Source organism: Bacillus cereus group sp. RP29 (genome assembly GCF_040459765.1).
Classification (GTDB): domain Bacteria; phylum Bacillota; class Bacilli; order Bacillales; family Bacillaceae_G; genus Bacillus_A; species Bacillus_A paranthracis.
Genome location: NZ_JARVHN010000001.1, coordinates 1,848,374 through 1,866,881, shown reverse-complemented (window position 1 = coordinate 1,866,881; position 18,508 = coordinate 1,848,374). Strand labels below are relative to the sequence as shown.

Sequence of the window (18,508 nt, the reverse complement as noted above, 5' to 3'; positions counted from 1 at the left end):
GTACAATAAAACGTACACGGAGTTTTTCATACCATAATATTTAAATACTCTTTTAACTTTTCATCTGCATTCATTTCACTTTGTTTATAATCATGCAGCGCTTGCAGTACGAAATCATACTGTTCTAAAATATAACTTTCTAATTTCAAGACATCCTCTAAGCTATTCAGCATAATTCTCGTATTACCAACTTCACTTTTTAACGCCGGTTCACAGGCTAAACTCGTACATATTTCTTTCACATCATCTTCTAATATGTCTGTTAATACGTATTTCTTTCGCCCTTTTACCTTTAATCTCATAACTGGATAAAAAGCTTTTATATCTAAATAGCTTCCTACATTCATGCAACGAATCCATTCGATATCACGTTTATTTCGTACAAGTATCTCTTTTACCGCTTCATATACTGCTGTCTCATCAAGTACTTCTGTATTCGATTTCCTTTTCGCCTCTTCTTCAATAGAGGCACATTTTTGATAAACTGCTGCACAAGTAATACAATCATCAAATGCATTATGAGAACTTAAACGAATTCCAAGCATTCGCTTTAACGTTTCAAGTTTATGATTAGGAGCGTGCTTCATATATTTCTTCGCTAAAAATACAGTATCAATCACTTTATTTTTCGGTTCCGGCAACCCCAGCATATTCACATTACTTTTCAAAAAGCGCATATCAAAAGATGCATTATGAGCGACAATTACATTCGTATGTAAAAATGCTAAAAATAAAGGTAACACTTCTTCAATCGTCGGTGCATCTGAAACACGATAATTTGTAATACCCGTTAAACTCGTTATTCGGTCTGGAATTGGACGCTCTGGATTCACATAGGAAACAAATTGATCTACTAGTTCATGATTACGATATTTCACTGCTGCCACTTGAATGATTTTATCATTATAAGGGTTAAATCCTGTTGTTTCAAAGTCAATTACAACATAATCTAACGGTAAGGATATATTCCCCACTCCAAATACACTCCTTTATCTCTCAACGTTTATATTTCTTTTATCATATCATGAAGCTTTCACTACGTGAAAAAGAAAAGGCAGAAATGATTATATTCCATCTCTACCTTTTCACTGTTATTTTAATTTAGCAATTCGTTTCTCCATCTCTTTTTGCGTCATCGGCCCAATAAACTTATCTTGAATGACACCTTTTGTATCTATAAAATACGAAGTTGGGATCGTAATGACTTTATAGGCTGTTGTTACATCAATGTTCTTGTCCAATAAGATAGGAAATGTAATTCCTTTTTCCTTCGCAAAATTACTTACCTTTTCTACTCCTCCACCTTTTTCGGAAGGCGTATAATTTATTGCTAAAATTTCTACGTTATCTTTATGTTTTTTATAGAAAGCTTCCATATCCGGCATTTCTTGCTGGCAAGGTCCACACCACGTTGCCCAAAAGTTTAAAATCACTTTCTTTCCTTTTAAATCTGATAACTTTACATTCGTTCCATCTAACTTCGTTAATGCAAAGTCTGGTGCACTCTTCCCTATTTCAATACCATTACTTGCAATCATCTCTTTCATAGCAGCTTCACTTTTTTCTTGTTCCCCTTGTACCGCCTGATCGTTTTTACCAAACTGTTCATAAGCTGCATATCCCGCTAAACAAAGTAACACTACAATAATCGTAAGCTTCCGCCACATTTTATATCACCCTAACGTGTTTGTCTTGTAACATATTCACCAAAATGCTATATACCTTATTTTAGCTTATACGGACAAGCTTGGAAATATTCACAGTCTAAATAATCAGAATTTTTATAACCAAGATGAAATATTTACCTTTTTATCATATAATTAGAAATATATGTAATGTTTCATAATGAAAGGAGCTCCTATGAATTTATTTGAAAAAGTACTTCTATATATTCTTAGTTTTATATTTTCCCCAATCGGTATTATCACATGGATCATCTCACTATTCAGTAAAGACCCTGAGAAAAAACAAGTTGGTCGTATTTGTCTCTATATCGCTTTAATTTCATTTATCCTGTTAGCAGGCCTCGGTGTTCTTACTTTCTTCACGACGACCACCATCACTACTACAGAATAATTATAGAAAGGATGACTGTTTTGGGAGAACATCCAATTTGCAAAGAACTTCGATATATACGAATATATTTAGTTGTTTTAGGGATTGTTCTTTTATTTTTTAACGGCAAACAAGTCGTTGAAATTTCTACAAATCACGATTCTATAGAAAATGTTTCGACCAGTAATATGACACAGATTGCTGAAAATACATTTGCCATTCAAGAATATAATCCATCTCTAAGTAGCGAACATACGGTCAAAATTTTCAAATATAATCCAGATACAAACCAACTGACTCTAATGAAAGAGTTTAGTACTAACGATACTGAATCTTATACGTATCAACTTAATAAGAATGAATAAAGATAAGAGCATTATGTCGCTCTTATCTTTTTATTAACATCTTTTTGAAAAATGATTTATATGTTAATAACTCTCTAGGATCCCCACATTCCACAACAATTCCATTATTCATGACAACAATCCAATCCGCTATCATCGCCCTCTCGACATCATGTGTCGCCACAATTCTCGTTACATCGCTTCCTAGTCCTTCTATCATATTCCAAACAAATTCTTGATTGCCCGGATCTAATCCCGCAGTCGGTTCATCTAAAATAATAAAATTCGGATTTGAACCAATTGCTCGCAATAATGCAAGCCGTTTTCTTTCTCCTCCCGAAAACTCTTCACCGCTTTTATGTAGTACAGTTTGAATTCCTTCAGGTAACCCCCTAATAATCGGCGTTACATTTACAAGTTCAGCACTTTTTTCTAACTCGTTTTCTAAGCCCACTTCCCCGAAATACATATTCTCTTTTACTGTCGTCCGAAAGAATCGAGGTTCTTGCCACACTGTAGTCAATCGAGCCTCATTTCCATAATAAGCAATGCTACCGTTAGATGGTTTATACAAACCTGTCATTAATTTTAAAAGCGTTGTTTTTCCTGCACCACTTTCTCCGACAATCATAACGAGTTCACCAGGATTAATTTGCAAATCAATATTATGAATTCTGCATGTCTCTTCATCATTTTCCTGAAATGTGACATTTGTTATTGTCATCCCCATCGCTCTTTCTACATTACTATTTGCCACTCGTTTATCTAAAAAGAAAAACACTCTACTTGCCGAAGCAACTGCAACTTGTGACATCATTAATAAATCGCCCACGTAACGGACAGGGAAAAAGAGCATCTCAATTGTCGCTAAAACTGCAACAAGTGAACCAACCTCCATTTCGCCCTGCATTATTTTTTGCGCACCTATAATAAGAACAACGATATATGCTCCTGTTTCAATCACTGTTCCAACTACTCCAATGCAATGCTGCATCATCGTCTTCTTTACTTCTGTTTTATAAGATTGTGCCGTTACTCCTTTAAATAAGCCAATAGCCCATTTTTCTTTTTGCAAACTACGTAAATCTTGCGCTCCTTTTACAAACTGTGACACCATCTCTACAACAGTTGATTGATTTTTTTGAGCAATACTGGCAATATTTCTTATCTTTTTCCCTAAAAGCATTGGAACCATTGCACTTAAAAATAAAAATGGAGTTACCCACAATATAAACTGTATATCTATATGTTGTAGTGCTATGATCGCACCGATAAATTGCGCAATGGCGTGTATATATTCTATTAATATAGAACCATATAGCCTGACCCAGTTCGGAATATCAGATACGACTAACGTTTCTAGCTCTCCTTGTTTGATTTTCTCACTCTCTTCAAACGGTAATAGGAAAAAATGGCGCAATACATCTATACGCTTCTCTCGTAATATTCGCTGGCTCGCTTTTGAGCTTACATAATCAAATGAAAGATTGTTCACCCACATCAATAAGCGGGTAACTGTAAACAAAGTAATGTAAAAATACGCTCCCTTCAGCTCTCGTTGAATTAGGTTATCTACAATTAGTCCCATGAATAGTGGACGGGATAGATTTAAAATAGCTGCAAAAATCCCACTGCATACAGCTGCTATTACTAATATTTTTTCTTTCTGTAACGGTAACAAAATTCTTTTATATTCTTTCATAGTATTCCCTCCATTTTTATAGTAAAAAGAAAGGGATGAAACCATTTGGTTTCATCCCTTTCCATAAAATAAGGAAGCTAACAGTTGTTAGCTTCCTTATCATTCATTTCAATTATTTAGTTCGACACTTTAGACTCTTCAATTTTCTCACGAAGAACCATTTGTAAGATACCACCGTGACGGTAGTAGTCAATTTCAACTTCACTATCGAAACGAGCTACTACTTCAAATTGTTTTTCGTTGCCATCTGCATCAGTTGCAACTACTTTTACAAGATCGCGCGGTCTAACTGTTTTGTCAATTTGAATTTCAAATGACTCGTTACCAACAAGACCTAACGTTTCAGCGCTTTCGCCATCTTTAAATTGAAGTGGTAATACGCCCATTAATACTAAGTTACTGCGGTGAATACGTTCGAAGCTTTCTGCGATTACTGCTTTAATACCTAATAAGTTTGTACCTTTCGCAGCCCAGTCACGAGAACTTCCCATACCGTAATCTTTACCTGCAATAACTAGAAGGCCTGTGCCATCTTCTTTATACTTCATAGCAGCATCATAGATTGATGTTACTTCACCAGTTGGCCAGTATGTTGTATATCCGCCTTCTGTTCCTGGTGCGATTTGGTTTTTAATACGGATGTTCGCGAATGTACCACGCATCATAACTTCATGGTTACCACGACGAGAACCGTAAGAGTTGAAGTCAACTGGTTGTACGCCATTTTCTAATAAGTAGCGTCCAGCTGGTGTATGCTTACCGATTGAACCTGCTGGTGAAATGTGGTCAGTCGTTACAGAGTCACCAAATTTACCAACTACGCGTAAGCCTGATAACGTTTCAACTTCACCTGGTTCTTTAGATAAACCTTCAAAGAATGGTGGGTTTTGAATGTATGTTGAATCATTATCCCAAGTATATAAAGCTTCGTTTGAAGTTTGGATTTCATTCCAACGCTCATTGCTGTTAAATACTTGTGCATATTCTTTCTTGAACAGCTCAGATGTAACAACGCTTTGAACTACATCTTCAATTTCTTTAGCTGATGGCCAAATATCATTGAAGTAAACAGCATTGCCATTTGCATCTTTACCGATTTCATCATTTTTCAGGTCAATATCAACAGTACCTGCAAGTGCATATGCCACAACAAGTGGTGGTGATGCTAAGTAGTTTGCTTTTACAAGCGGGTGAATACGACCTTCAAAGTTACGGTTACCAGATAAAACAGATGTTACTAGTAAGTCGTTTGCTGCGATTGCTTCTTCTAATTCCGGTGCTAATGGGCCAGAGTTACCGATACAAGTCGTACAGCCGTAACCAACTGTTTGGAAACCTAATTGATCTAAATACGTTGTTAAACCTGATTTATCTAAGTACTCCGTAACAACTTTAGATCCTGGTGCTAATGATGTTTTTACGTATTCAGGTACTTTAAGTCCCTTTTCAATTGCTTTCTTCGCAACTAAACCTGCCCCAATTAATACGTATGGGTTTGATGTATTTGTACAGCTTGTAATTGCAGCGATTGCGATTGCACCTGTTTTCATCGTTACTTCTTTATCTTCTAATGTAACCTTCACTTCTTTATCGAACTCTTGCTCATTAAATCCAAGTCCTTGTGTTCCAACTGGTGCTACAACAGCTTTGTGGAACGCATCTTTCATGTCTGAAAGTGGAATTAAATCTTGTGGGCGTTTCGGTCCAGAAAGGTTAGATTCAATTGTATTTAAATCAATTTCAACAAGATCAGTGTAAATTGGATCTTTGCTGTCTGCTGTATAGAATAAGCCGTTCGCTTTACAATATTCTTCAACAACGCGAATTTGCTCTTCATCTCTACCTGTTAAACGTAAGTATTCTAATGAAATTTCGTCGATTGGGAAGAATCCACAAGTTGCGCCGTATTCTGGTGCCATGTTTGAAATTGTTGCACGGTCAGCTAAAGGCATGCTCTTTAAGCCATTACCGAAGAACTCAACAAATTTACCAACTACACCTTTTTGACGTAATACTTGTGTTACTTTTAATGCAACGTCTGTTGCTGTAGTACCACTTGGAAGTGTACCAGTTAATTTTACACCGATTACTTCAGGTACTGGGAAGTACGAAGGCTGTCCAAGCATTCCCGCTTCTGCTTCAATACCACCAACGCCCCATCCAAGAACACCGATACCGTTAATCATTGTTGTATGTGAGTCTGTTCCAACTAATGAATCTGGGTATGCAACTAAGTCACCTTCAGCATTTTTTACCGCGTGAACAACTGGTGCTAAATATTCAAGGTTTACTTGGTGTACAATACCTGTAGCTGGTGGAACTGCACGGTAGTTATCAAATGACTTTTGTGCCCAGCTTAAAAATTTATAACGTTCTTCATTACGTTTAAACTCTAAGTCCATGTTGAATGCAAGCGCGTCTGCTGTACCCGCTCTATCAACCTGTACAGAGTGATCAATTACAAGGTCTACAGTAATTTCCGGATTAATTTTATCAGGATCCCCACCCATGTCTGCCATTGCTTTACGAAGCGAAGCCAAATCAACAACAGCTGGAACACCAGTGAAATCTTGTAAAATTACACGAGATGGTTTAAATGGAACATCGATATCTTGCACATCTTTCGTTCCCCATTTCGCTAAATTTGTAACATGCTCTTCTGTAATTACACGTCCGTCTACTTGACGAAGTACTGATTCAAGTAAAACTTTCACGGAATATGGTAATTGAGATACGTTGCCAACCCCTGCATTTTCAAGCGCTTTCAAATCATAATAATGATACGTTTTTCCATCTACTTCAAAAGTTGCACGTGATTGAAATGGATTATGTTTGACCATTATGTTTCCCCCCTGTTAAACGTGACTAAGTTGTCTGAATATAAAATGTAGACAAACTTTTCAATACCTTACGATAATATCTTATTACAACTTTCTAAATAAGTAAATAATAAGAAACTTATAGATTATCATAAGTTTTCTTTATGTTTCTAAATTTGAATAGCTTTCATGCTCCTTATAAATACTATTACCATAAAGTAAAGTGCTCTATTAGCGCTTTACTTACAGTTCATATGCACTATGAACTGCTCATCATTCAACTTACAAAAAAAGTTATAGAGGTGAAATAAAATGGGTAAAAGAAAAGCTAATCATACTATTTCAGGAATGAATGCTGCATCCGCACAAGGACAAGGTGCTGGTTATAACGAAGAGTTTGCAAATGAAAACTTAACTGCTGCAGAACGACAAAATAATAAGAAACGCAAAAAGAACCAGTAACGAAAAATCCCAAAAGGAACATTCACCTTTTGGGATTTTTTCTAATGTTTATAACGTAACAATTCAGAAACCGTTACAAATCGATAGCCCTGCTTTTTCAGTTCAGGTAAAATTTTTGCTAATGCTGCTACTGTTTGACTACGATCATTTCCTCCATCATGTAACAATACGATATCACCACTTTTAGCATGTTTCACTACATGATTTACGATAGATTCAACCCCTGGATTTGCCCAATCACGCGGATCTTGATGCCACGACCATAGAACCGTTTGATAACCAGCTTCTTTCGCTGTTTTAAATACAGCATCGTTAATATAACCGCCAGGAGGACGGAATAGCAAAGGCTCTTTCACCCATTTTTCGAAAAATTTCTTTCCATCTAAAATATCATTTTCTAATTTTTCATCCGATGAATTACTCGCATACAAATGGTTCATCGTATGATTTCCAATTTCATGCCCCTCTTTTAACACTTGTTTCACTAAATATTGATTACGCTGCACTCGAAATCCAATCATAAAAAATGTCGCTTCTGCTTTATATTGGCGCAATAAATTTAAAATTTGTGGTGTATAAGTTGGATCCGGTCCATCATCAAATGTAATAGCAATAATCTTTTCATTATTAGGTACTTCCCATGTTACATAGCCAGTTGGTTCTAGCTCTTTTCTGAGCAACATTTTCGCTTCCACTTTTTCAACTTGAAATATATGTACTGCGCATAATAAAGAAAAAATGAGTAGAAAAATTTTCTGTTTTCGCATAATATTCGTTAAAGTAAGAGGTTGTCGAATACACAACAACCTCATTTACTTTTCTAATTGATCTACATGCTGCATAATATTTTGAAGATTATTTTCGTATTGCTCAAGTTGTGGGCGTTGTGTTTCCGAAGCTACTTCTAGTGCATTTTGAATCTGTTCATACGCTTCCTGAACCTCTTGGCGTAATTCTTTTAAATCATGACCGTAGTTTGGATCATTTTTTACAATGTTGTTAAATGCATTTTCTGCTTGTGTAACACCTTGCTGCGCTGCTTGAAAAGCTTGTTGCTTATCTTTATGATATGGCATTATACAATCCCCTTTCCATAATAGTTAGTCCCACTTATCTTTACCTTTTTTTCTAAAAACATTCTCGTATAAATTTGCAAACTTCTCTCATTCTAAAAAGAAAGAGGAGGTGTCACATACAATGGGAAAAAACAATCGTGAAGCGAAAGAAAAAAAAGGACAACCCGAACCATTAAGCGGATCTCATAAAGTAAAAAACCGTAACCATTCACGTCAAAAACATCATGCACATCATGATATGTAAAACAAAAAATGCACACTAGCTACCTTTTCCACATACAATGTTTATATTTTTCCATTTATTCTTCACCCCTGCTTCATTCATGCATAACATAGTATGAATTGAGATTTTACGGAGGGTGTCTTACATGGGCAAGAAAAAGAAGGATTGTCTTTTTCATGTTGATGGTTTCGAAGAATGGATGGATCAGTTTTGTTCTGATTCTTGTAGCAACTTTAGTTTCCCAAATCAAATTCATATTGACCTTTGTGAAACGGAACAAGAATACATTTTGGAAACAGATGTACCAAATGTGACAGAACAAAATGTAGTCATTAAAAAGATGAAGACAGGCCTAAACATTTGCATACTTCATAAAAATATTTCTTTGCAGAGGATCATTCCTTTACCCGATAATATTATTTATAAAAAGATGCTAGCCTGCTTAGAGAATGGATATTTAGCCATTCATATTTCCAAAAATGAAGTAGCTAATAAACATGAAAAGAAAGTTCTTTTTCAAATTGAGAAGTAAAATAAATACAAAAATAAGCCCCAGTCGTTGACTGGGGCTTATTTTATTTCGCATGTACTTCCATATTAGAATTCCCATCATATCTTTTTTTCAATAAACCTTTCGTAACTAACAGTACTGGAAACGCTACAGTTGAAAATATAGCTAGCGCTGAAAATACTACAAATCCATTTTGGTACCCGTAATAATCGAGAAGTACTCCCCCAAACCATGGACCAATTACTGCTCCAATTCCTGAAAAGCCCATTGCTCCAAAGTACGTTCCTTTTAGATGCGCAACAGCTATATCATCAATAAATACATCCGTCATCGAAAACATTAAGACTTCTCCAATTGTAAAAATAATTGTGCAAATAGCAGCACCTAGCATAGATTCTACTATTCCAAATCCAAATAATCCCCCGCTCACAAATAAAGTTCCAACCATAATGGATGCTAATGGTGTATACTTTTTACACATTTGAATAACAGGATATTGAATTACGACTACAACAATCGCATTTAATGCTAACATATATGAAAATAATTTCACTCCATCCTGGAATATATGTGCATTTGCAAAATATTGTGATACTGTCGTCGTTAAGTGAGAAAAACCACAATTACTCAAAATAATACCAACTAACGCAACTAAAAATACGACATCCTTTCGTAATATACGCAGCGCATTTAGCATTGTAACAGGCTTTTCTTTATTGATTTTCTTTTGTTCCACTGGATATTTCTTGAATTGAAACGCTAGTATAACTGTATATAGAATATATACTCCAGCTGCTACTAAAAAAGGAATTGTTGATTTTGCGCTTCCAATCTGTAATCCGACAAGTGGCCCAATCGCTACTCCAACATTGATTGCACCGTAACGCAAATTATATACGAGTAAACGATACTCTGGTTTCGTTAAATCTGATAATAACGCTCTTGACGTCGGTTCAAAAAAGGACCTACATAATCCATTTAAAGCATTTAATAAAAAGAAACTTAAAACATGATCTGCAAGTGAAAATCCTATGAATACAAATACCCAAACGATCATGGACCATATTAGAATCATATTTCGACCGAATCGATCAGATAAATTCCCTCCGATAAAACTAGCAAACACTCCAACAAGTGCACTCGTTCCAATAATAGCACCCGTCATTCCAGCTGATACGCCTTTAACAGTCGTTAAATAAATTGCTAAAAAAGGAATACTCATTGACGTGGCGAACCTCGCAAATAAAGTCCCTATTATAATTGTCATTCCTAACGGATGAATATTTTGTAACTTCCCCTTCATCTTAAAAACCTACTCTCCCTGTTATCACATAAAAAAAGAAAGCAAAGGATCTGCTTTCTTTTCCCTTTTTATACTTGAGCTGTTGATACTCGAGCTGTTCTCGTTATATCCATATCTATGCCATATGTAAACTGTAATTCTTTACAAACGTCTTTAATTAAAATTGCGACATTATACTTTTCATTAAATTGTAAAACGATGTTTTCTACTTCTTCATATGTATACTTATATTCCCCTGTAATGACACTTTTTAAATCAAAGCATTCATTTATACAAAGTTGCACAAGTAGCTGGTCATATTTCTCTATTACATCTTCTTTCTTCCACAGTAACTCTTTTACATATAACCGATCAAACTTCACACTTTCGCGGTTACAATCCGTTAAAATCCGGGTCATTTCGTTTAATTCTCGATACAATTCAGAAATATTTTTGCTTAAACTAAGCAGTTTATCTACGCCGTTTTCATACAACATATTCATTCCACCCCCGCATTTTCTTTTTCTTATTATAGCAAGAAAATTCTAAAAAAAGCTTCTTTCTTCTGAAATATTAGGAAACGAATTTCAATTGCTTTACAATGAAACTAGTTAATGCGAGAGGAGAAAGAAAATTGGAGCAAAAATTATATTACACTGACGCTTATAAGCAAGACTTTACTACAAAAGTTATAAAGCAAGATTATGATAAAGACGGTAACTTATACGTTATTTTAAACGAAACGGCATTTTACCCAACAGGTGGCGGGCAACCCCATGATACTGGAACTTTAAATGGCATTGCTGTACTTGGTGTTGAAGAAGTCGACGAAGAAATCCACCACTTCATTGCAGAACAATTACATACAGAAGAAGTAGAAGGTAAAATTAATTGGGAGCGCCGTTTTGATCATATGCAACAACATGCAGCTCAGCACATTTTATCTGCTGCTTTTTGGGACTACTTTCACATACCTACGATTGGATTCCATCTTGGTAAAGAAACGGTAACAATTGATTTAGAAACAGAAAATTTACATGCAGAAACGGTTGAAAAAGCAGTACAAATTGCGAACAAAATTGTTTTTGAAAATCATCCAATTCTTATTAAATGGATGAACTTAGAAGAAGCGAAAACATTACCACTTCGTAAAGAACCGAATATGACAGAAAATATACGCGTTGTTATGATCGAAAACTTTGATTATAACGGCTGTGGTGGAACGCATCCGAAACGTACAGGTGAAGTAGGTCCTATTCACGTACTAGGATGGGAACGTAATAAAGGCAGCATACGATTAACATTTATCGCTGGTTGGCGCACACTTAAATTAATGGGACAACAGCAACAAATTATAAAGGATGTTTCTAAACAATTAAACAGTAGCGAAGCTGATATTCCAGCAAAAGTAACACAACTTCTTACTTCTCAAAAAGAAGTTGAAAAAGCAATGCAAACAATGAATGAAAAATTATTATATACAGAAGCAAATGAACTACTTCAACACCCTGCCGAAATACATGCTGGCATACTTATTTCTAAAGTATTTACAAATCGTTCTATGCAAGAAATCGCAAAGCTTTCTGCTATTATTACAGAACAACAAGAACATGCCATTACATATTTCATTATTGAAAACGAGGACAAATTACAATGTATTCTTGCTTGTGGAAAAACAGTCACGCTTGATATGAGTGCTCTTTTAAAAGATGCACTTCCTGCAATTGAAGGAAAAGGTGGCGGAAATAAAAAAAGTGCTCGTGGCGGTGGGAAAGCGATTATGACTGGGGATGAGTTTTTAAATCAACTTGTTTCTTCTTTACAGTCAGCAGTGTAAAACATGTTATGAAGGATAGCGAACGGCTATCCTTCAACTATATTTACAGGCCAATATTTTGTTTCAATCCTTGGTAACTCCCTGCATTTGCAAACCCTTCATTTACAAGCTTTATAAAGGTTTCCGAAAAACCATGCTGACTTAATTCGTCTATTGGCATCATTTGTACATCATGAATCGGATTATGATCAAATTCATTTGATGGTAACATAATTTCCCCTGCAATCTTTTCCAGTAAAAATGTAATATGCAATAAAGATCGGCTAGCATCTGGTTTATCACAAACATAGAGTAGCTTCTTAATTTTAACTTCTAACCCTGTTTCTTCTCTCATTTCTCGAACCATTGCTTCTTCTAACGTTTCACCATTCTCTACCCTTCCCCCAGGTAAAGACCAATTCCGATTAGCAACTTTTTGCTTTACTAGCAATACTTTTTCATCTTCAATTAAAATTCCAGTAACACGAACTTGCATTACATTTTCCATATGTAATCTCCTCTTCCTATTATATTTACAAATTAATCCTTCCATAAAAAGAACGTACGTTTTATAATTAAAGAAAATTATGAAAGAAAGAAGTTGTTACATTCATGCGTCCATCTTTAACAAAGTCTATATCAATTGAAGATTTCCAAAACTATTATTGGTTAAAAGAAGAACTGCAAACATTTCGTCGTGAGCATGGGTTGCCAGCTAGTGGCTCTAAGATTGAAATAGCCAATCGTATCTCCCATTATTTACATACTGGTAAAATATTAAAAAACAGCTCTGGTCCAAAAGCGAGTAAAACTTCTCTCTCTTATAAAGACCTTTCTCTTCAAACTGTTATTACTGAAAATCACCGCTGTAGCGAAGATGTTCGTGCTTTTTTCAAAGAAAAAATCGGAGCAAACTTCCGCTTTACAGTAGCTCTTCAAAAGTTTTTTAAAGAGAATGTTGGAAAAACATATGAAGACGCGATAACGTTTTGGTATGAAGAAAACGAACGAAAAAAAGATCCTACTTATAAAACAACTATCAGCTCTCAGTTTGAATACAATCGTTTCACTCGCGACTTTTTCGAAGATCCAAATAACAAAGGGAAATCAAAAGCTGATGCTATCGCTGCTTGGAACGAAATAAAAGCAAAGCCTGGTAGCAATGCTTATGTTCCTCAAAAAGTAGAGAACTAGTTCCTTGCTAGTCTTCTACTTTCTCAAATAATAGTGCAAGCCCTATTCCGCCCCCTATTCCTAACGTCGCGATTCCGTATTTCATACGCTCTCGTTTCGCCTGATAAAACAAGCGCGTTACAAGCATAGCCCCAGATGCACCGTACGGATGACCGAGCGCAATTGCACCACCATTTACATTTAATTTTTCATACGGAATTTGTAACTCCTTTGCACAAGCTACAACTTTTGAAGCAAATGCTTCATTTATTTCAAAATAATCAATGTCCTCTACTTTCATATTCCTTTCGTTTAGTAATTTGTTCACCGCAAATATCGGACCAGTTCCCGGAAGGTTGGGATCCACTCCAACTACAGCACTACAAACAAAACGAAGAATAGGCTTGTATCCTAATTTTCGAGCTTGCCGCTCTTCCATTACAAGAACTGCACACGCCCCGTCGTTTACACCACATGAATTCCCTGCCGTTACTGTACCATTTTGTAGAAATGCGGGTTTAGTTCTTTTAATCATTCGTTCATAATTCATTTCTGGCTTCATAGACTCATCTAACAATCCATTAAAAGACAATATTTCATCATGTATATATCCTTTTTCTAACGCTTGCAGTGTTCGTTTGTAGCTGAGGCAAGCATACTCGTCTTGCATTTCTCTCGTGATGTTATAACGTTCTGCAACATATTCAGCCGCTACTCCCATATCAGGATCGCCTATTGTTTCTGGTGAAAATCGTGCTCTATTTTGAAAAGGTGACGTACTTGTACTCTCTACTCCTCCTGCAATATAACAATTACCTGCTCCGCCTTGAATAAAATGACATGCGGTGCGAATCGCTTCCAATCCGGCACCACATTGACGGTCAATCGTTACACCAGAGATATGATAACCAAGTCCTGCCTCTAACGCAGATAATCTCGCAACATTCCCTCCTGGTCCAACAACATTCCCTAATATAACATCGTCTATTTCTCTCTCAATTCCTTTACTTAAAAATGTGAGAAGCGGCGCTGATAGTTGCTGAACTTCATAGTCTTTTAACATCCCATTCTTCTTACCAATAGGTGTCCTTTTTGCTTCTACAATAACCGCTCTATTCATATATCTTCTCCCGGTTTTCAATCATATTTTTTGCTGCAATACGAGCGATTTTCCCGCTATTTGTATACGGTATTTCATCTACAAAATGCCATTCTTTCGGTATTTTAAACGAGGATAATCGTTGTAAGCAAAAACTTATTAATTGTTGCCTCGTAGCACTTCCTTTTACGATGGCCACAGGTTTTTCACCCCAATAACTATCTTTCACACCAACTACAACTATTTCATCAACAGCTGGATGTTCATGTAATACACTTTCTATTTCTTCTGGAAAAATATTAATTCCTCCAAATAAAATCATATTCTTCTCTCTACCGACAATATAAATAAAGCCTTCTTCATCTTCATAACCTACATCTCGCACTGTCATCCAGCCATCTGCAGTCAACTCTGGAACTAAAACCTTATCCAATATGTAGCCCATAAAAAACTGATCACTGTTCACATAAACAGTTCCTATCTCGCCTTTCGTTACTTCTTCTCCTGCTCCATTACATATTCGCACTTGCACATTGTGACAAGGTTTCCCTACTGAATTGGGCTTTCTTTCGCTCTCTTCGTCAACTAATGCTGTTACAAAACTTAGTTCTGATGCACCGTAAAATTCGTATTTTTTTGCAACAGGGAATATATTCTTTATTTTTTCTTTCGCTTCAGCTTCCCATTTCGCTCCTGACGAAATAATTTTCATGTCATTTTCTATTACTCTTTTTTCTTTATATAAAGATTCTAGCATTGTCGGAACTGTATACATGACCGAAATATGTTCCATTTCTAACTTGTCCAACACTTGTTTTGGAATAAACTTCCTCATAATATGCACCGTTTGCCCTACATATAGTGCACTTATTGCACCGTATAAAAAAAGAGAATGAACGAGCGTCCCAGCTATTAAAATAGAATCTTCTTCTTTCATATGAAAGTCATGTATATTACAATCGAAACTATGAACCCACGATTGTTGCGCACGTAAAAATGCTTTTGCCTTCCCAGTTGATCCTGACGTAAATCCCATATAAAAAGGAGCATCTTGTAAACTTTCTACAATGTGCTCTGTAGGAAGATAGTTCTCTATTATTTGTTTCCATCTATCAATTTCAATTACTCTTTCTTCTTCATCCAATAGATCATTTAACTTATATTGCTCTGTCACAATCATATCCGGATTACTGATTGCAATCCTTTCTTTAAGCTCATCCTGTTTCCACCTTATATCTAATGGCACACAAACCCATCCGGCCATAGCGGCACCAGCGAATAGTTCTAAAAACTCTATACGATTTTCTAATACAATCGCTATCGTTTTATTCTTCGATTCTTTTTCATTCAACCAGTTTGCTACTTTATACACTGACTCAAACCACTCTTTGTATGTTAAAATTCGATCATTTTCCTTAATTGCTATTTTATTTGGTTGTAAAGAGGCATGTTTTTTATATTCTTTTGTAATACCCATATGAGACGTCCTTTCTTTCCAAAATAATAAAAAGAAACACGCAACGAACGTGTTTCTTCTCTTTCTTATCCCGCATTTGTATATTTGCTTCTCTTTAGAGCAGGCGTAATAATATGTTTCAATGAACGATGTAATTTCGTTACAAGAATTGCTGCTATAATCGCTTTTATGCAATCACCTGGTAAAAACACAACACTTACTTTCATCGTTTCCCATACAGAAATATCCATTACGAAAGCTTGCACAAGGATACCAAATACATAAACTACGAAAATACCACCAATTATATTAATACATAATACTTTTATAATAGAAACTTCACGCAAACGCTCAATTAAGTAACCAATGACAAATGCTCCAACGATATAACCAAGTAAATATCCTGCACTTGGCCCAACAAATACGCTAAAGCCACCACGTCCACCAGCAAGTAATGGCGCTCCAACTCCTACAATAAGTAAGAAAATAAGCTGGCTTAATGCACCAAGACGTGATCCTAACAATCCACCAGCAAGCATAACACCAAGTGATTGTAATGTAATTGGAACTGGTGTAATAGAAAGAGCAATTGGAGGTATTAACCCTAACACTCCCATAATAGAACTAAATAAAGCGACGAAAACTAAGTTTTTTGTATTCATATTTGCTTCTCCTATTTGTAAACTCAAAATGATTTTTAGATAACATATTATAGGAGTTATATTATCTTTCTATCTAGCGTTTGTCAACTTATTTTTAAAATAGGTTTACAAATATAAATTCCATTATTTCTCTTTATGCAAATGCTCGAGTTCTTTCCGAAGCGCCTGTTTTAAAAACTTCCCAACAGATGTTTTCGGTATTTCTTCCATAAATACAATATCGTCTGGTAACCACCACTTCGCAAACTGTGGTTTTAAAAACTCATATATTTCTTCTTTTGTTACTGTACTATTTTTCTTTTGAACGACACAGGCAACTGGGCGCTCTTGCCACTGCGGATGAGGAACAGCAACGACAGCCGCTTCAAATATAGCATCATGTGCCATTAAAGCATTTTCAAGGTCTACTGAAGAAATCCACTCGCCTCCGCTTTTAATCACATCTTTCGTGCGGTCGACAATTTTTACGCAACCTTCCTCATCGACTGTGACAACATCTCCTGTATATAACCATCCATCACGAAAGCCTTCAACAGTACGATCATCGTTATAATAGCTTTCAGCGATCCACGGTGCTCGTAAACATAGTTCTCCCATCTCCGTACTATCCCACTTCACTTCACCATTTGTACCGACTACTTTCATCTCTACACCAGGAACAAGATACCCTTGTTTTGATCGAATTTCTAATTGCTCTTCATACGATAATTCTGTTTCATAACTTTTTAAACGTGCAAGTGTTACGAGTGGGCTTGTTTCGGTCATACCATATGCATGGATGAACGGAACATTATGTTTCTGTTCAAATGCTTTAATAACACTCTTCGGTGCAGCTGCACCACCGCATAGTATTCTCGTCATACTAGATAAATCGTAACTATTATTTTCTAACTCTTGTAATACACCAAGCCAAATTGTCGGCACACCAGCAGCTAACGTCACTTTTTCAGCTTGAATCATTTCTAATAAAATTTTTGGCGTAAACATCGGTCCTGGAAGCACTTGTTTTGATCCAAACCAAGTAGCTGCGAAAGGTAGTCCCCAAGCATTCACATGGAACATCGGTACAATAGCCATTGCCGCATCACTTTCCGATAAAGCAGCTGTATCTGCTAAACCGAGTGCCATACAATGCAGTACAGTACTACGATGCGTATATACAACACCTTTTGGATTTCCTGTAGTCGCTGACGTATAACACATACCAGCAGGTGTATTTTCATCAATATCTTTTACAAATTGGAAATTTGGATCGCCTTCTTCTAATAGTTTTTCATAATGATATACAGGTTCTAGCGTAGTATTTGAAATTTCATCTTTATCAGTCATAATAATGTAAGCTTGTACAGTTGATAATTGTGATTGAATATTTTCAATGAGCGGTACGAGATCTTCATCAATAAGTAGAATTCGATCTTCTGCATGCTGAATAATGTATGAAATATGTTGAGGAGATAAACGAATATTAATTGTGTGCAAAACGGAAGCAATACCAGGAATAGCAAAATACGCTTCCACATGTCGATGATGATTCCACGCTAACGTTCCTATACGCTCGCCTTCTTTAATTCCTAATTTTTTTAACGCACTGGAAAGCCTTCTCGTTCTTTCACCTAACTGCTTATACGTTAATGTCGTAACTGTGTCATGTGTCCGTGAAACAATTTCTTTCTTCGAAAACAGTTTTTCTGCTCTTTCCATCATAGAACTAATTGTTAGCGGTACATTCATCATCATATTGGTTATATCCCCCTTTAAAGCGTTTTCATTTTTCGTTTATTATAACAGACTTCTACAAATAATCACGACATTTTTCTGTATTTTCTGA

General features: G+C 35.9%; 20 protein-coding genes. 7 read left to right on the top strand and 13 right to left on the bottom strand.

Going from position 1 to position 18,508, the window contains the following annotated elements; translation table 11 throughout:
* Window positions 1-26: 26 nt before the first annotated feature.
* Both QCI47_RS09855 and QCI47_RS09850 read right to left on the bottom strand, forming a co-directional pair.
* The gene (locus QCI47_RS09855; protein WP_061536680.1) at window positions 27-974 is read right to left on the bottom strand and encodes a 3'-5' exonuclease; all 948 of its coding nucleotides are present in this window, start codon (window positions 972-974) and stop codon (window positions 27-29) included.
* 117 nt (window positions 975-1,091) lie between these two features.
* Window positions 1,092-1,667: a redoxin domain-containing protein gene (locus tag QCI47_RS09850; RefSeq protein WP_061536681.1), complete on the bottom strand. Its 576-nt coding sequence runs from the start codon at window positions 1,665-1,667 to the stop codon at window positions 1,092-1,094.
* Between the two features lie 193 nt (window positions 1,668-1,860).
* On the opposite strand from QCI47_RS09850, the gene QCI47_RS09845 reads away from it, so the two are divergent.
* Window positions 1,861-2,076 carry a hypothetical protein gene (locus tag QCI47_RS09845; RefSeq protein ID WP_016125104.1) on the top strand — a complete coding sequence of 72 codons (216 nt, stop codon included), beginning with the start codon at window positions 1,861-1,863 and terminating at the stop codon, window positions 2,074-2,076.
* 11 nt (window positions 2,077-2,087) lie between these two features.
* On the top strand, window positions 2,088-2,420 hold the full coding sequence (locus QCI47_RS09840; protein WP_074570690.1) for a YmzC family protein: 333 nt from the start codon (window positions 2,088-2,090) through the stop codon (window positions 2,418-2,420).
* A 22-nt stretch (window positions 2,421-2,442) separates the two neighbouring features.
* On the opposite strand, the gene QCI47_RS09835 is transcribed toward QCI47_RS09840, so the two are convergent.
* Both QCI47_RS09835 and acnA read right to left on the bottom strand, forming a co-directional pair.
* Window positions 2,443-4,146 carry an ABC transporter ATP-binding protein gene (locus QCI47_RS09835; protein WP_080450297.1) on the bottom strand — a complete coding sequence of 568 codons (1,704 nt, stop codon included), beginning with the start codon at window positions 4,144-4,146 and terminating at the stop codon, window positions 2,443-2,445.
* A gap of 71 nt (window positions 4,147-4,217) precedes the next feature.
* Window positions 4,218-6,941: an aconitate hydratase AcnA gene (gene acnA / locus QCI47_RS09830; RefSeq protein WP_000238570.1), complete on the bottom strand. Its 2,724-nt coding sequence runs from the start codon at window positions 6,939-6,941 to the stop codon at window positions 4,218-4,220.
* A gap of 291 nt (window positions 6,942-7,232) precedes the next feature.
* Between acnA and sspO the strand changes: the two genes are divergently transcribed.
* The gene (gene sspO, locus QCI47_RS09825) at window positions 7,233-7,382 is read left to right on the top strand and encodes an acid-soluble spore protein SspO (RefSeq protein WP_000518051.1); all 150 of its coding nucleotides are present in this window, start codon (window positions 7,233-7,235) and stop codon (window positions 7,380-7,382) included.
* Between the two features lie 41 nt (window positions 7,383-7,423).
* On the opposite strand, the gene pdaB is transcribed toward sspO, so the two are convergent.
* Together pdaB and QCI47_RS09815 are read right to left on the bottom strand one after the other, a co-directional pair.
* Entirely contained in the window at window positions 7,424-8,149 is a 726-nt protein-coding gene (gene pdaB / locus QCI47_RS09820) for a polysaccharide deacetylase family sporulation protein PdaB (protein ID WP_309422919.1), read from the bottom strand.
* 45 nt (window positions 8,150-8,194) lie between these two features.
* Window positions 8,195-8,458: a hypothetical protein gene (locus QCI47_RS09815; protein WP_001146294.1), complete on the bottom strand. Its 264-nt coding sequence runs from the start codon at window positions 8,456-8,458 to the stop codon at window positions 8,195-8,197.
* 121 nt (window positions 8,459-8,579) lie between these two features.
* Between QCI47_RS09815 and QCI47_RS09810 the strand changes: the two genes are divergently transcribed.
* Window positions 8,580-8,702 carry a small acid-soluble spore protein P gene (locus QCI47_RS09810; RefSeq protein WP_000517649.1) on the top strand — a complete coding sequence of 41 codons (123 nt, stop codon included), beginning with the start codon at window positions 8,580-8,582 and terminating at the stop codon, window positions 8,700-8,702.
* A gap of 124 nt (window positions 8,703-8,826) precedes the next feature.
* Window positions 8,827-9,213 (top strand): Hsp20/alpha crystallin family protein, encoded by a 387-nt coding sequence (locus tag QCI47_RS09805; protein WP_061536685.1) that lies wholly within the window; start codon window positions 8,827-8,829, stop codon window positions 9,211-9,213.
* A gap of 43 nt (window positions 9,214-9,256) precedes the next feature.
* Here QCI47_RS09805 and QCI47_RS09800 read toward each other — a convergent pair whose 3' ends face one another.
* Window positions 9,257-10,495, bottom strand: coding sequence for an MDR family MFS transporter (locus QCI47_RS09800; protein WP_061536686.1), 1,239 nt, complete (start codon window positions 10,493-10,495; stop codon window positions 9,257-9,259).
* Between the two features lie 68 nt (window positions 10,496-10,563).
* Entirely contained in the window at window positions 10,564-10,971 is a 408-nt protein-coding gene (locus QCI47_RS09795; protein ID WP_000965133.1) for a hypothetical protein, read from the bottom strand.
* A 137-nt stretch (window positions 10,972-11,108) separates the two neighbouring features.
* On the opposite strand from QCI47_RS09795, the gene QCI47_RS09790 reads away from it, so the two are divergent.
* Complete coding sequence (locus QCI47_RS09790; RefSeq protein ID WP_309422880.1) at window positions 11,109-12,311, top strand: alanyl-tRNA editing protein; 1,203 nt, start codon at window positions 11,109-11,111, stop codon at window positions 12,309-12,311.
* A gap of 43 nt (window positions 12,312-12,354) precedes the next feature.
* Here QCI47_RS09790 and QCI47_RS09785 read toward each other — a convergent pair whose 3' ends face one another.
* Window positions 12,355-12,798 carry an NUDIX hydrolase gene (locus tag QCI47_RS09785; protein ID WP_309422881.1) on the bottom strand — a complete coding sequence of 148 codons (444 nt, stop codon included), beginning with the start codon at window positions 12,796-12,798 and terminating at the stop codon, window positions 12,355-12,357.
* Between the two features lie 104 nt (window positions 12,799-12,902).
* On the opposite strand from QCI47_RS09785, the gene QCI47_RS09780 reads away from it, so the two are divergent.
* On the top strand, window positions 12,903-13,484 hold the full coding sequence (locus tag QCI47_RS09780) for a DUF6434 domain-containing protein (protein WP_309422882.1): 582 nt from the start codon (window positions 12,903-12,905) through the stop codon (window positions 13,482-13,484).
* A 7-nt stretch (window positions 13,485-13,491) separates the two neighbouring features.
* Here the strand turns inward: QCI47_RS09780 and QCI47_RS09775 are convergent, their stop codons facing one another.
* The 4 genes from QCI47_RS09775 to QCI47_RS09760 all read right to left on the bottom strand — a co-directional run bounded on the left by QCI47_RS09775 (window position 13,492) and on the right by QCI47_RS09760 (window position 18,417).
* Window positions 13,492-14,583 carry an acetyl-CoA C-acyltransferase gene (locus QCI47_RS09775; RefSeq protein WP_309422883.1) on the bottom strand — a complete coding sequence of 364 codons (1,092 nt, stop codon included), beginning with the start codon at window positions 14,581-14,583 and terminating at the stop codon, window positions 13,492-13,494.
* A complete protein-coding gene (locus QCI47_RS09770; protein ID WP_309422884.1) occupies window positions 14,576-16,039 on the bottom strand; it encodes an acyl-CoA synthetase in 1,464 nt (487 codons plus the stop codon). Before QCI47_RS09770 ends, QCI47_RS09775 begins: the two co-directional genes overlap by 8 nt.
* Window positions 16,040-16,104: 65 nt before the next feature.
* Complete coding sequence (locus QCI47_RS09765; protein WP_046198966.1) at window positions 16,105-16,680, bottom strand: biotin transporter BioY; 576 nt, start codon at window positions 16,678-16,680, stop codon at window positions 16,105-16,107.
* 123 nt (window positions 16,681-16,803) lie between these two features.
* Window positions 16,804-18,417, bottom strand: a complete 1,614-nt coding sequence (locus QCI47_RS09760; RefSeq protein ID WP_353811762.1) for a long-chain fatty acid--CoA ligase — start codon at window positions 18,415-18,417, stop codon at window positions 16,804-16,806.
* Between the last annotated feature and the right edge of the window lie 91 nt (window positions 18,418-18,508).

What these genes read in the sequence shown, in the direction of transcription:
- QCI47_RS09850 (WP_061536681.1), bottom strand. Translation starts at nt 1,667, where the DNA reads ATGTGGCGGAAGCTTACGATTATTGTAGTGTTACTTTGTTTAGCGGGA.
- QCI47_RS09845 (WP_016125104.1), top strand. Translation starts at nt 1,861, where the DNA reads ATGAATTTATTTGAAAAAGTACTTCTATATATTCTTAGTTTTATATTT.
- QCI47_RS09840 (WP_074570690.1), top strand. Translation starts at nt 2,088, where the DNA reads ATGACTGTTTTGGGAGAACATCCAATTTGCAAAGAACTTCGATATATA.
- QCI47_RS09835 (WP_080450297.1), bottom strand. Translation starts at nt 4,146, where the DNA reads ATGGTTTCATCCCTTTCTTTTTACTATAAAAATGGAGGGAATACTATG.
- acnA (WP_000238570.1), bottom strand. Translation starts at nt 6,941, where the DNA reads ATGGTCAAACATAATCCATTTCAATCACGTGCAACTTTTGAAGTAGAT.
- sspO (WP_000518051.1), top strand. Translation starts at nt 7,233, where the DNA reads ATGGGTAAAAGAAAAGCTAATCATACTATTTCAGGAATGAATGCTGCA.
- pdaB (WP_309422919.1), bottom strand. Translation starts at nt 8,149, where the DNA reads ATGCGAAAACAGAAAATTTTTCTACTCATTTTTTCTTTATTATGCGCA.
- QCI47_RS09815 (WP_001146294.1), bottom strand. Translation starts at nt 8,458, where the DNA reads ATGCCATATCATAAAGATAAGCAACAAGCTTTTCAAGCAGCGCAGCAA.
- QCI47_RS09810 (WP_000517649.1), top strand. Translation starts at nt 8,580, where the DNA reads ATGGGAAAAAACAATCGTGAAGCGAAAGAAAAAAAAGGACAACCCGAA.
- QCI47_RS09805 (WP_061536685.1), top strand. Translation starts at nt 8,827, where the DNA reads ATGGGCAAGAAAAAGAAGGATTGTCTTTTTCATGTTGATGGTTTCGAA.
- QCI47_RS09800 (WP_061536686.1), bottom strand. Translation starts at nt 10,495, where the DNA reads ATGAAGGGGAAGTTACAAAATATTCATCCGTTAGGAATGACAATTATA.
- QCI47_RS09795 (WP_000965133.1), bottom strand. Translation starts at nt 10,971, where the DNA reads ATGTTGTATGAAAACGGCGTAGATAAACTGCTTAGTTTAAGCAAAAAT.
- QCI47_RS09785 (WP_309422881.1), bottom strand. Translation starts at nt 12,798, where the DNA reads ATGGAAAATGTAATGCAAGTTCGTGTTACTGGAATTTTAATTGAAGAT.
- QCI47_RS09780 (WP_309422882.1), top strand. Translation starts at nt 12,903, where the DNA reads ATGCGTCCATCTTTAACAAAGTCTATATCAATTGAAGATTTCCAAAAC.
- QCI47_RS09775 (WP_309422883.1), bottom strand. Translation starts at nt 14,583, where the DNA reads ATGAATAGAGCGGTTATTGTAGAAGCAAAAAGGACACCTATTGGTAAG.
- QCI47_RS09770 (WP_309422884.1), bottom strand. Translation starts at nt 16,039, where the DNA reads ATGGGTATTACAAAAGAATATAAAAAACATGCCTCTTTACAACCAAAT.
- QCI47_RS09765 (WP_046198966.1), bottom strand. Translation starts at nt 16,680, where the DNA reads ATGAATACAAAAAACTTAGTTTTCGTCGCTTTATTTAGTTCTATTATG.
- QCI47_RS09760 (WP_353811762.1), bottom strand. Translation starts at nt 18,417, where the DNA reads ATGATGATGAATGTACCGCTAACAATTAGTTCTATGATGGAAAGAGCA.